Genomic DNA, 12,416 nt, shown 5'->3' with positions numbered 1-12,416 from the left:
TGTCTGGTTACCCTTGGAGTAGGGCTAAAATCGCAAAAATACAGAGACATTTAAGCCTGCGTCAAAGTGATAGACACTCAAGCTTTTCTAAGCCTGAGCACGCATTTCTTCCTCGGCTTGGGCATTTTCTTCCCTCTCAATACGTCTGTATTTATCAGCAATATCGATAAACTCTTGCTCGATGGCTAAGAATGCATCAACAATTTCGGGGTCAAAGTGAGTTCCTCGCCCTTCAATGATAATTGCTTTGGCTTTTTCGTGAGGAAAAGCTTTCTTGTATATCCGCTCGCAAATGAGAGCATCGTAAACATCTGCTATTGCCATAAGTCTCCCCGAAATTGGTATTTCTTCTCCAGCAAGCGATTTTGGGTATCCACTACCATCCCATTTTTCATGGTGTGTGAGGGAGATTTCTTTCGCAAGACGCAGGAATGAATTGCTTCCAAGGTGTTTTTCTGCAATAGAAAGAGCATTTGAACCTATTTCTGGGTGCCCTTTCATTATTTCGAATTCTTCTTCGGTCAATTTACCCGGCTTAAGTAAGATATTGTCAGGTATACCGACCTTTCCCACATCATGTAAGGGTGCGGATTTATAAAGCAGTTCTATATAACTGGGTGTTAGCATTTGTTTATGTTTATCAAACTGGCTGAGATAGGTGGCAAGAGCTCTCACATATTCTTGAGTCCGTAGAATATGTGCCCCGGTCTCGTTGTCTCGAGATTCAGCTAATGCCGATAAAGAAACAATCGCCACGTCTCTCGTTGTTTTTACCTCTTCTTGGCTCGATTGCAAGCTGTCAAGCATATGATTAGTCAGTGAGGCCATGGATCCAAGCTCGTTATGTTCAAAAACAGGCAAACGTTTTTCAATGTTTCCTTTGGTCACTTCAAGTAATGAAGATTCTTGAGAGAGTAGAATCTGACGAGCTAGTTTTGCCCAAAGTACAAGTATAGTTACAACGTAACATAACATTACTACCGAAATATATAAAAACTCTTTAAGAACGCTGATGGTGCCGCTACCATCGAGCAAGCGTTCGGGATTATGCTCTAGCCAAAAAATATCTTTTACCGCCACCATACTGAGCAAAGTTGTTAAAGTAATGATTAATGCTGTAATCATGATACCCATTTGCTTAACGATAGATTGGCGTTCTCCACTGAGTTTGAATATTTCAGCATTGTCTTTCACCTCGGAAAAGTGTTCGATTTTGCTCGACAGTTGTAGTATTAAACCGGATAAGAAGCCAAACAAAGTCATCCCTAGGATCACTTTAAAGTTACTTTCTAGCCCAAAGCTATAATAGACGTTATAAAATAGCGCGAGTGGAATAGACGCCATAAAAAATAGAGTGGAATCGAGCTTTGCGTGATTTTGTTCCTCGATGAGAGGGTGACGGCTGAGTAAGAAATGCCGAGCAAGAAACAACAATAAAAAAGTAAGCCCAACATGGAAAAAGATCTCTTTCGCGCTGAGGCTTTCCAAAAATGGACATACCCTTCCACCGTACAACGCAAAGACCACACCTGCGATCACATACAGCTTAAATGTGAGACGTCTGTCATAACTTGGATTTACCATACTTAGCCCTTCCCTAGCCGCCGTTTGCCCAAATATGGGTCAAACGAAACACCACCATTTATATGACCTGATGTACTGATGACTTCTTTCATCAAGAAGTTGTTCAATATATAAGCCACTGGTTTAGCGTTAGATATATGATATGCAATATTAATCAAACTTAGCAGATATAACTGACATAAGCGCGAATATATCCTTTCTACATTGCTAATACTTACTATCAGTGTCGATGCCCTCACACTTTATATAGCGAGGGGCATGTAAATGTTGATCTATTAGGCTAAAGCCTTAGTGTGATTGCCTAAGTGCATAATTAAATTATGCTTTTTGATTGAAGGGTGAGGAAAAAATGACTCGCTACCAGCAGCTTGCGGAACAACTCAAATTACAAATTGAAAGTGGAATTTGGCGTGCAGGGGAGAAAGTCCCTTCTGTTAGAGTGACCAGCCGTAACTGCTCGGTCAGCGCATCAACTGTTTTGCAAGCATACCAATTGCTTGAATCTAAGGGATGGCTGGTCGCAAAACCACAATCTGGCTTTTTTGTCACTTCAATCATGGATAGAGTGTCGTTAGAAAGTTGTGAGAAATTCATTAGGCCTAAATATAACGACAAACTTTATGAGTTTTTGCAAAGTAATATTAATGTCGGCGTAGCCCTGGGCTGCGCTTTCCCGGATCCCGATCTTTTTCCACTGCAGTCACTCAATCGCCATTTGGCAAGTGCAGGGCGTAAAATGCCAACTCACAGCGTGTTCAATAACATGCCTCCGGGTAATGAATCCTTGAGGCGCCAGATTGCGCAGAGATATATTAATCAAGGACTATCGGTTTCTCATGATGACATTGTCATCACATCTGGAGCGATGGAAGCCCTAAATCTAAGCTTGCAAGTTGTTACTCATCCGGGTGATTCGGTAGTGATTGAAGCTCCTGCGTTTTATGGTGCAATACAAGCCATCGAGAGGTTGGGGCTTAAGGCCATTGAAGTACCTGTCGACTTGGAGGAAGGATTACTTGTTGACCAATTTGAAAAAGTAATCAGCCAGAACAACATAAAAGCGTGCTGGTTTATGCCAAGTTTTCATAACCCAACAGGTACTTGTTTATCGACTGAAAAACGAAGAAAAATTATTGAGTTAGCGCAGAAATATCACCTAGCTGTGGTGGAAGACGACGTTTATTCAGAACTCTATTTTGGTGAACAACGCCCAATTCCTCTCAAGTATTGGGACGAAGAAGATAGGGTACTCCTGTGCGGTTCTTTTTCTAAATCATTGTGTCCAGGTTATCGAATAGGTTGGGTTGTAAACAGAAAGCTTCATCAGCGGTTGCAAAAAGCCCAATTGGTATCAACGCTTTCAGGAAGCGTGCCGGTGCAGGAGGGAGTTGCTCATTTCTTGCAGTATGAAAGCTTAGACAGCCATTATCGAAAACTTCGTAAAGAGTTAAGTTATCGCCAACAGGCTTTTATTGAAGTGCTTCAACGGCACATTCCAGCTAATGTTAGAATGACTCTTCCCAGAGGAGGCTATTTTATATGGCTTAAGCTAGGGGAAAAAATTGATACTTATCGAATGTACCGAAATCTACAAATGAAGGGGATCACTATCGCTTATGGTTGCCTTTTCAGTGCCGGAGAGAAATTCCAAGATTGTATGCGCTTAAATACTTCTTATGAGATGACACCAGAGCTAGCTAAAGCGATTAAACATATTGCGATGGAGGTCAAGAGATAAGCAACTGTTTGGGTATATATTGGGGTAACTGTACTGATTGAATGTGCCGAACTTGTGTTGCAATGGTTGCAGTTATTCAGCGTAGAGAGGTATGTATGATCGCACCTAATTACACCCGTCAGTTCTTTTTATTTGCTGTTGCTATGATAAGCGCTTTTTTGCTCATCTTTGGTCATTTGATTTTGGCTAAGTCTTTTGCTGGCCTAGTATGGGTTGAGTACACAGCAGCTGCTATTCCCTTTGTATTACTCTTTCTTTGTATTTTTGGTTTTAGGTATGCAATAAAAGAGGAAGAAAGCTCGTAATAGTACGAAGAGTAAGCAATGGTTAATTTGTTATGTTTTAGTTATTTACCCTGAGGGGCTGATATTCTCATTCTATCAGTCCCATCCGCATTAGCTTGTGTATTATGCTTTAAAGCTCAGAAGCTTAAAGTTTTTCTAAAAATATGTCATCTTGATTTTGTAGAGTAATTACTTAACTTTATTGCAGGTTAAATTAAAAATATCACTGAGTCGTAAATATGATCTTTTGTGATTATTTCTCTTCTTTTATCATACCAATTGTAACTTCATATCAATGGTGTTAACTTTGCGCCCACTAAAGTTAAACACTGTATCGCACATAGCATCCATAGCGCTTCACTAGCTTAATGGTTTCTTTCAGAGATAGAACTTCGCTAATGCGGATCTCGTTTAACGCGTACCCAATGATTTATCTAATCAATACAAGCTTAAGTTATACGAAGCTTGTGATACCCATGTAAGAAACGCCATGCTGAAAATTACAAAAAAAAGCAGGACTGGTCGGCTCATGGATAAGGAAGTTTATTACTACGCAGGGGAGATATTAGCCGCGAAATCCTCTTACAACCCTTTCTTTGCAAAGGGTGCGAAAGAAAATTATGTACTTGAATGGTATTTGGGTGGTTTTGCTCGAAAACAAGTCGGTGCACTAGACCATGACCATGCTGAAGCCAAATTTGACCATCGTTTACAGCTTTGGACCGAAAGAATTTCACATAATGCTGATGTTATTCGTCCAATGAAATAAAAAAACCTCCCTCGGGAGGTTTTTTTGTATATGCGTTTAAAAGCTTGCTGAGCGCGGTGTCCGTGGGAATGGAATAACGTCTCTCACATTGCCCATACCGGTTACGTATGAAACCAATCGCTCAAACCCTAAGCCAAAACCAGCATGAGGAACTGTACCGTAGCGACGCAAGTCTCGATACCAAGCCATATGCTCTGGGTCAATTCCCATATCACGCATACGTGAATCTAGCACTTCTAGGCGCTCTTCACGTTGAGAGCCACCAATAATCTCTCCGATACCTGGCGCTAGTACATCCATTGCTGCGACCGTTTTACCGTCATCGTTCAAACGCATGTAGAAAGCTTTAATGTCTTTCGGATAGTTTTTCACAATAACAGGCGCTTTAAAGTGCTCTTCAGCTAGATAGCGCTCGTGTTCTGATGACATATCGATTCCCCATTCAACGGGAAATTCAAATTCACGACCAGAATCGAGGAGAATTTGAATGGCATCAGTATAATCTACTTGAGCGAAGTCAGAGTCAACGAATGCCTCTAAACGAGAAATGGCTTGCTTATCAATACGCTGTGCAAAGAACTCAAGGTCGTCGCGACGTTCCTCTAAAACTGCTTTGAAGACATATTTCAGCATATCTTCGGAAAGCTTGGCGATATCCTCAAGGTCTGCAAATGCGACTTCAGGTTCTACCATCCAAAACTCCGCTAGATGGCGACTCGTATTCGAGTTCTCTGCTCTAAATGTAGGACCAAATGTATATACTTTGCTCAAGGCACACGCATAGGCCTCGGCATTTAGCTGACCTGATACGGTTAAAAATGTCTCTTTACCGAAGAAGTCTTCATTGTAATCGACTTGACCTTCATCATTACGAGGAAGATTTTCCATATCTAAAGTTGAAACGCGGAACATTTCACCAGCGCCCTCTGCATCTGAGGCAGTAATAAGCGGAGCTGAAACCCAATAGTAACCTTGTTCATGGTAGAAGCGGTGAATGGCTTGAGATAAGCAGTTACGTACTCTTGCCACAGCACCTATAACGTTCGTTCTTGGGCGCAAATGGGCGACTTCACGCAAATACTCGATTGAGTGACGAGTTTTTGCCATTGGATAAGTGTCAGCATCTTCCACCCACCCAACCACTTTTACGCCGGTTGCTGCAAGCTCAAAGTCTTGTCCTTTCGCGGGAGACTCGACTATTTTTCCAGTGACTTCGACAGAACAGCCTGTAGTAAGTTTGAGGACTTCTTCAGAATAATTATCGAGATTATTTGGGACCACGGCCTGAATCGGGTCGAAACAAGAGCCGTCGTAGATGGCAAGAAAAGAGATTCCAGCTTTGGAATCGCGACGTGAACGGATCCAGCCACGGACAGTTACTTCACTGTCCACTGGTAGCTTTCCGCGTAATACGTCGGATACAGGCGCGTAAGTCATGTTGTAAATATTCTCCAGTAAGTAAAAAGTCAATCCGGTGTTTTAGACGCCAAACATGAATGAAAAGCAGGTAACACAGAACTGTATATGTTAAGTACCACATATTACCTTTCAAATTTAAGGCTTCAACCTTTATTCGCCGCAAGTGAAGTAAAAAGCGCATAAATATAGTAACTCACCAGCCGGTACGCCCATTACTCAAATGGCATTGAAGAAATAATCCTGCAAATCGGCTGGCAAAACTTGTCACTACTATACTATTTCCTTAGTATTGCATGTCTTTTGTATTGCCCGAGAACCAAAATGAAAACTGAGTTATATAAAGAGTTTATGTTTGAAGCAGCGCACCACCTGCCCAATGTCCCAGAAGGGCATAAGTGTGGACGTTTACATGGCCACTCTTTTTTAGTTCGCCTTTACCTTGCCGGTGAGGTTGATCCGCATACTGGATGGTTGATTGATTTTTCTGAAGTTAAAAGGATCTTTAATCCTATATATGAACAGCTCGACCATCACTATCTCAATGATATCCAAGGATTAGAGAACCCAACTAGTGAAGTACTAGCAAAGTGGATTTGGGATAAAGTGAAGCCGTTACTACCAATATTAAGTAAAGTAGAAATCAAGGAAACGTGCACGGCAGGTTGCATATATAAAGGTGATTAGACACCAATATATATGAAGTTAAGAAGAGGCGGCTTTTGTCTCTCTTTTTTAATCTTATATCTAAACTTTGCTTTTATCGATGCACAATGAATATGGGGGAAGACATGGTCACACGAATCGCAATAGTTGTTCAATTTGTTTTGGCGTTATCGATATTTTACCTCGGCTATACCATCCATTCTACATCGAACAAAGTGAGCCATATTATTGAAGTCTACCCCGAAGTACTTAAAGATATTGATTCATTGGCAAACACGCTTCAGGTAGAAGATTGGCTGAAAGTTGCTGAAGTCGCTGAACAAATGATACCAGACGTTATGAAAAGCGTTGATCAAGTGTCGAAAAGTATAACTGCGATAAATCAAACTGCAGCCTCTATTGACGAAAAAGTGCCTAGTGTTCTCAATGAATTAACGCGTTATCGTGTTGAGGTATTTCCTGAGATTGTGACTGAGGTCTCTAGCTATCGTAAGGATGTGATTCCTCCAGTATTAGAGGAAAGTCAAGGTTATAGACAGACCACAATACCGATGTTGGTAAGGGAAAGTACCAATTTGCGTAGTGATATTCCCCCTATGTTAGCGAAAGCCGATGAAATTGTTGATCAAAGCCAAGAACTTGCCGAACAAGTAACGTCAGGGGCGGTAAAAGGAGTCATAATGTCTCCGATTAATCTTATTAAAGATGCAGGATCTCAAATTAAAGGAAAAATCAAATCGGAAGAGCTGCCAGCACCAGAATAATTACCACTAATCTTGTTGCCTTCAATCAATAAGTGCAATTTCTTAATTGTTATCGTTGCAATCTGATCGCTAATGATTAAGATGGTCACTTCCTTCATATTGATAGGAAAACCGTATAAGGAATGCGGTATTACCTAAAGGATTCTCAATACAAGTCGGATTTTACATGATCTTAAAAATTACTACTCCAATTATTGAACCCACTGAAGGTTCACCACATAGTCTTGCAACCATTTCTGTTTGGCTAAAATTATTCTTTTCTCGTCAATATTCATCACACCCCTTCTTTTTTAAAGCTCGTTATTCTCTTCGCTTCTGAATGATAGCCGTAGTGCTAAACAAGCGTATTTTTCACTTTCTTACAATCAAATTTAGATACGAGTTTTATGAATACTAAACTTCTGGGTAGCTCCCTTATAATTTCTGGTACCGCATTGGGTGCGGGCATGCTTGCAATACCAATGGTTTTAGCTCAATTTGGCCTGTGGTACGGCACATTACTAATGATTTTTATTTGCTTTGGGACAACTTATGCAGCTTTGCTGCTACTCGAGGCGACACTCAAAACAGGAAGCGGGTTAGGGCTTAATTCTATCGCTAGGCAGACATTAGGTAAGCCTGGGCAGTTTGTTACCAATCTTCTTCTTTATGCGCTACTTATCTGCCTGTTGATGGCGTACATTCTTGGGGCGGCAGACTTACTTGGTCAGTTTACATCCTTTATCGGGCTCGATCTGTCTCTCCAGCACAGTCAAATTGCATTCACACTTGTATCGGGGATCATTATTGCTTGCGGTACTGGAGCGGTTGATAAGCTCAATCGTTTGTTGTTTTTCGTTATGATAATCAGTCTGGGGCTAAGTTTACTAATATTACTCCCTGATTTTAAAGTCGCTAACATAGCTCATATCGTAAATAGTGATAAAGTGGACCTAATTAAAACAAGTGCGGTACTTTTCACGAGTTTTGGTTTTATGGTCGTGATTCCTTCACTGGTTGCATATAACCATGAGGCCGATGATAAACAATTAAGAAATATGATTATTATTGGCTCAATGATACCCCTGATATGCTATTTATGTTGGCTGTTTGCTGTTGTAGGTAATTTGAGGCCAGATCAACTAGGTGAGTTCTCAAATGTATCAGAGCTTATCCTTGCCTTCGGAGGCAGCTCACAGTGGATTGGGACAATTCTTTCAGTTTTTACGGGTTTAGCACTGCTTACCTCATTTTTCGGTGTCGCTATGTCTTTATATAACCAAAACCGAGACACATTTGGCCAAAATAGAGTGGTAACCTATGTACTTACGTTTATTCTTCCGTTGGCTGGTGCATTGTTAGCAGCCGATAAATTTCTCGCCGTACTTAGCTATGCTGGAATCATATTAGTCTTTTTAGCTGTTTTTGTTCCACTAGCAATGGTCTACGTTGTTCGTAGTCAAAATATGGAATCCAAACGATACAAGGCAGAAGGTGGTAATATTATGTTATTGTTCTCCCTAGGTTTTGGTGTATTTTTGATTGCTTCTCAGTTAATTTAAAAATCGAAGGCCTCTCGCTGCAGAGGCCTTTTTCATTAGCCTAATCTTTTAACAAATTACTTTCACAGCCAGGCCACCTTGAGATGTTTCGCGGTATTTGGCATTCATATCTTTGCCTGTTTCAAGCATGGTTTCTATAACTTTATCGAGTGAAACAGTCGGTGCGGATGAACGGCGTAGTGCCATTCGCGAAGAGTTAATTGCTTTCACTGCTGCAATGCCATTACGCTCGATGCAAGGAACTTGAACTTGCCCCGCTACGGGATCGCACGTTAGCCCTAAGTTATGCTCCATTGCAATTTCTGCAGCCATACACACCTGCTCAGGACTCCCTCCCATCAGCTCAGCTAAACCAGCAGCTGCCATTGAGCAAGCTACCCCCACTTCTCCTTGACATCCTACTTCAGCACCTGATATCGAAGCGTTGCGCTTATACAAGCCGCCAATAGCACCTGATGCCGCAAAGTAGCGAAGGTAATCTTTCTCAGTTACCGTCTGGATAAACTTATCATAATAGGCGAGAACGGATGGAATTATGCCACAAGCACCATTGGTGGGAGCTGTCACAACGCGACCACCAGCTGCGTTTTCTTCGTTGACAGCGAAAGCGAACATATTTACCCAGTCAACCACTGACATAGGGTCATTGGTCGTTTTTTCTGATGTTAGTAGCTGCTGACGCAAAGCTGCAGCACGGCGAGGCACACGCAATGGGCCAGGAAGAATCCCTTCCGTGTTCATGCCGCGCTCCATACACTCACGCATCGTTTTCCAGATGTTGGCAAAGTATGTGCGTGTTTCTTCTTCTGAATGCAACGCTGCTTGGTTCTTCATTACTAAAGTGCTGATTGATAATCCGCTTTCTTTACATTGATTTACCAACTCTTCAGCGGTGGTAAATTCATAAGGTGCTTTGACGGCGCTTTGCTGTTCTTTGCCGAAGTTTTCCTCGTCAACAATGAAGCCGCCCCCGATTGAATAATAGGTTTTCGAGTATACTTTTTCATTCTCTACCCAAGCATGGATCTGCATGCCATTTTCATGCAATTCAAGATTGGTTTTATGGAAGGTCATCCCACCTTCTTTTGGGAACGAAACAGTATGACAATGCATGCCCACAGGAAGACGCTCTGTCTCCTCAACTCTTGAAATAAAACCAGGGATAGAGTCAATATCGACTTTTTCGGGAGTATTACCAGCAAGACCCATGATAATTGCAATATCAGTGTGGTGACCTTTCCCTGTCAGTGATAGCGAACCATAAACGTCTACGGTAATTTTAGTGATATCGCGCAATTTTCCCATTGAACGTAAATCATCAATAAATTCTTTACCCGCTTTCATTGGGCCTACAGTGTGTGAACTTGAAGGACCAACACCGATTTTATAGATGTCGAAAACACTAATCATATCGATTTCCTCAAAACAAAACCTCCCTATGCAGCGGGAGGTTTTTTATTATCATTATATTTTTACAAAACCACGTATCTAAGAAATGTGGTTAAAACGCGCCGTAGATTACAGAAGTAATAGCGGCAAGGCCACAGATTGTTGTGAAAATCTGCACTGGCGCAGAAGTTCTGTATTTTGCCATGGCTGGTACTTTTCGCATGGCAATAACAGGCATCAAAAACAAAATTGCCGCAATCATAGGAGCACCCATAGTTTCTATCATATCTAGGATGCTTGGGTTAATAATTGCGACTATCCAAGTGGTAATGACAATAAAGACCAAAGAGCCCTTTTCAACAACGGTTACAGGTGCTTTGGAACGTGACTTGATTAAACCCACAAGGCCTTCATGAGCGCCAAGGAAATGGCCGAAATAGCTTGATGTGATGGCAGCAAATGCCACCAGAGGACCCAAATAGGAGATAAGAGGCGATTCATGAGCGTTAGCAAGGTATGACAATACCGAGATGTTTTGTTCTTTTGCCATCGCTAATTGTTCTGGTGAAAGTGATAGAACCACAGAGAAAACGAAGAACATGACAAAGCCCATAAGCATTATCGCTGCGCCACCAGTAATCGCGTCAGTTTTTCTTACCGCATCATCGCCGTGTTGACGCCTTTGTTCTTTAGCAAATTGTGAAATGATAGGGCTATGATTGAATGAGAATACAATGATTGGGATCGCAAGCCATACAACAGCGGGCATAGCAGACCAATCCGGGGTAACCTCGATCATAGAGCTATTCCACTCTGGAATTAGGTAGACAGATAGAGCAAGCAGAATAAATACAAGGGGATAAACCATTGCGGAAGTTGCTCGAAGCATTAATTCTTTACCGAATACAACTCCTGCCGTCATCGCTGTAATCAGGCCTCCAGAGAGCAACCATCTAGGAATCGATTCCATCCCGATTTGATTGACTAGGAACGAGTCTACGGTGTTGGTAATTCCGACACCGTAAATGAGAACGATAGGGTAAATAGCAAAAAAATAAGCGAAAGTAATAAGGTTGGCACCCGCTTTACCAAAGTGCTCTTCGACAGTGTCAGTAATATCCGCGTTTGGGTTTTTTGCAGAAAGTACAAAGCGAGCAAGGGATTTGTGGGCAAACCAAGTCATTGGTGCAGCAATGAGCGCGAGGATAACCAATGGCCAAAAGCCTCCAGCCCCTGCCTTTATTGGTAAAAATAACACGCCAGCACCCACCGCAGTGCCAAAAAGTGACAAACACCAAGTGAAGTCTTTGTAAGTAAACGTACTAGACGATTGTGCGGAATAATCCGCAGAACTTGTAGGATTCATTTTATAATACTCATTTTGGGAACAGGAAATAAGTTGGGGGCAATTTTGCATGAAATATTGCACAAAAAATAGATCTAAATCATGAATTGACTCGACTAATAACTACATATGTTAAAAACAAGGATTTGTTCACGAAATCTATGGTTTTTTCATGATTTTTATTAATCAATTTAATAATAAAAACTAATGTAGGCTATTGGGTTGCTACTGGATTTTGGTCATCAGTCTTCTGAGGCGAAGCGCGTTCAGCTGTTAACTGTGTATTATGTGATTTTGCAATGCATGGATGATCTGAGCGGTCATACCCCAAATAAAATAGTGTTCGTAAGAAAGGCCAAATACGCGGTGTGAGTCGTTTCGAACACGAAAACGTTCGCTATGAAGTTTGTGTCTATCCAAAACGACCGATGCTGGGACTTCAAATACTTCGTCAACTTCATTGAGGTCAATATTGGTATTGTAGTCTGGTGCCACAAACGCCAGAAACGGTGTGACTTTGAAGTGACTGATGGTGATAAGTTCTGGCATCTGGCCGAAAACAGTAATTTCTCGCTCCTGTATTCCTACCTCTTCGTAGGTCTCTCGCAGTGCAGTCTGTAGTAGGGAGCGATCACTGTTTTCATATTTTCCTCCCGGAAAGCTGATCTGTCCCGGGTGATGTTTAAGATGTTGCGCTCTTCTAGTGAATATAATGTTGAGACCTGTTCTTCGCTCGACAAACCCTATCAAAACCGAGGCCTTGCGTAATGACTTGCGTGGTATATGAGCAACTCTTCTTATTGTCTCTTGGTGATAATCGACAGTTTGCTGCAATTGGAAGTTTTGAATGATTTGATTTTTATTGAGCTCTGACAACACGTTAGCTCTACCTCCTTATTTGAAAAACTAAATGTTATGAC

Annotated in this window: 11 protein-coding genes; 6 read left to right on the top strand and 5 right to left on the bottom strand. The window is 41.6% G+C overall.

Annotated features, from left to right (window positions below; genetic code table 11):
• Positions 1–87: 87 nt before the first annotated feature.
• Positions 88–1,584: an HD domain-containing phosphohydrolase gene (locus MHN79_RS05680; protein ID WP_239172060.1), complete on the bottom strand. Its 1,497-nt coding sequence runs from the start codon at positions 1,582–1,584 to the stop codon at positions 88–90.
• A gap of 349 nt (positions 1,585–1,933) precedes the next feature.
• Here MHN79_RS05680 and MHN79_RS05675 point away from each other — a divergent pair, with 349 nt between their 5' ends.
• From MHN79_RS05675 to MHN79_RS05665, 3 genes are all read left to right on the top strand, one after another.
• Positions 1,934–3,322: a PLP-dependent aminotransferase family protein gene (locus tag MHN79_RS05675; protein WP_239172059.1), complete on the top strand. Its 1,389-nt coding sequence runs from the start codon at positions 1,934–1,936 to the stop codon at positions 3,320–3,322.
• A gap of 95 nt (positions 3,323–3,417) precedes the next feature.
• A complete protein-coding gene (locus MHN79_RS05670; RefSeq protein WP_239172058.1) occupies positions 3,418–3,627 on the top strand; it encodes a hypothetical protein in 210 nt (69 codons plus the stop codon).
• Between the two features lie 508 nt (positions 3,628–4,135).
• Entirely contained in the window at positions 4,136–4,375 is a 240-nt protein-coding gene (locus MHN79_RS05665; protein WP_160931094.1) for a hypothetical protein, read from the top strand.
• Between the two features lie 36 nt (positions 4,376–4,411).
• On the opposite strand, the gene asnS is transcribed toward MHN79_RS05665, so the two are convergent.
• The gene (asnS, locus tag MHN79_RS05660; protein WP_239172057.1) at positions 4,412–5,812 is read right to left on the bottom strand and encodes an asparagine--tRNA ligase; all 1,401 of its coding nucleotides are present in this window, start codon (positions 5,810–5,812) and stop codon (positions 4,412–4,414) included.
• Between the two features lie 303 nt (positions 5,813–6,115).
• On the opposite strand from asnS, the gene queD reads away from it, so the two are divergent.
• The 3 genes from queD to MHN79_RS05645 all read left to right on the top strand — a co-directional run bounded on the left by queD (position 6,116) and on the right by MHN79_RS05645 (position 8,762).
• Positions 6,116–6,478 (top strand): 6-carboxytetrahydropterin synthase QueD, encoded by a 363-nt coding sequence (gene queD, locus MHN79_RS05655; RefSeq protein ID WP_239172056.1) that lies wholly within the window; start codon positions 6,116–6,118, stop codon positions 6,476–6,478.
• A gap of 104 nt (positions 6,479–6,582) precedes the next feature.
• Positions 6,583–7,221, top strand: coding sequence for a hypothetical protein (locus MHN79_RS05650; protein WP_239172055.1), 639 nt, complete (start codon positions 6,583–6,585; stop codon positions 7,219–7,221).
• A 386-nt stretch (positions 7,222–7,607) separates the two neighbouring features.
• Positions 7,608–8,762, top strand: coding sequence for an aromatic amino acid transport family protein (locus MHN79_RS05645; protein ID WP_239172054.1), 1,155 nt, complete (start codon positions 7,608–7,610; stop codon positions 8,760–8,762).
• 48 nt (positions 8,763–8,810) lie between these two features.
• Here the strand turns inward: MHN79_RS05645 and MHN79_RS05640 are convergent, their stop codons facing one another.
• The 3 genes from MHN79_RS05640 to MHN79_RS05630 form a co-directional block, all read right to left on the bottom strand.
• Positions 8,811–10,172, bottom strand: a complete 1,362-nt coding sequence (locus MHN79_RS05640) for an L-serine ammonia-lyase (protein WP_239172053.1) — start codon at positions 10,170–10,172, stop codon at positions 8,811–8,813.
• 91 nt (positions 10,173–10,263) lie between these two features.
• Complete coding sequence (locus MHN79_RS05635; protein WP_239172052.1) at positions 10,264–11,517, bottom strand: aromatic amino acid transport family protein; 1,254 nt, start codon at positions 11,515–11,517, stop codon at positions 10,264–10,266.
• Positions 11,518–11,769: 252 nt separating this feature from the next.
• Positions 11,770–12,375, bottom strand: coding sequence for a CoA pyrophosphatase (locus MHN79_RS05630; protein WP_152430629.1), 606 nt, complete (start codon positions 12,373–12,375; stop codon positions 11,770–11,772).
• Positions 12,376–12,416: the final 41 nt, after the last annotated feature.

Source organism: Vibrio sp. Of14-4 (genome assembly GCF_022347625.1).
In the GTDB taxonomy this organism is placed as follows: domain Bacteria; phylum Pseudomonadota; class Gammaproteobacteria; order Enterobacterales; family Vibrionaceae; genus Vibrio; species Vibrio pristinus.
This window is presented reverse-complemented; position numbering and strand designations above follow the sequence as displayed.

What these genes read in the sequence shown, in the direction of transcription:
- MHN79_RS05645 (WP_239172054.1), top strand. Translation starts at nt 7,608, where the DNA reads ATGAATACTAAACTTCTGGGTAGCTCCCTTATAATTTCTGGTACCGCA.
- MHN79_RS05665 (WP_160931094.1), top strand. Translation starts at nt 4,136, where the DNA reads ATGGATAAGGAAGTTTATTACTACGCAGGGGAGATATTAGCCGCGAAA.
- MHN79_RS05650 (WP_239172055.1), top strand. Translation starts at nt 6,583, where the DNA reads ATGGTCACACGAATCGCAATAGTTGTTCAATTTGTTTTGGCGTTATCG.
- MHN79_RS05640 (WP_239172053.1), bottom strand. Translation starts at nt 10,172, where the DNA reads ATGATTAGTGTTTTCGACATCTATAAAATCGGTGTTGGTCCTTCAAGT.
- MHN79_RS05670 (WP_239172058.1), top strand. Translation starts at nt 3,418, where the DNA reads ATGATCGCACCTAATTACACCCGTCAGTTCTTTTTATTTGCTGTTGCT.
- MHN79_RS05635 (WP_239172052.1), bottom strand. Translation starts at nt 11,517, where the DNA reads ATGAATCCTACAAGTTCTGCGGATTATTCCGCACAATCGTCTAGTACG.
- MHN79_RS05675 (WP_239172059.1), top strand. Translation starts at nt 1,934, where the DNA reads ATGACTCGCTACCAGCAGCTTGCGGAACAACTCAAATTACAAATTGAA.
- MHN79_RS05680 (WP_239172060.1), bottom strand. Translation starts at nt 1,584, where the DNA reads ATGGTAAATCCAAGTTATGACAGACGTCTCACATTTAAGCTGTATGTG.
- asnS (WP_239172057.1), bottom strand. Translation starts at nt 5,812, where the DNA reads ATGACTTACGCGCCTGTATCCGACGTATTACGCGGAAAGCTACCAGTG.
- queD (WP_239172056.1), top strand. Translation starts at nt 6,116, where the DNA reads ATGAAAACTGAGTTATATAAAGAGTTTATGTTTGAAGCAGCGCACCAC.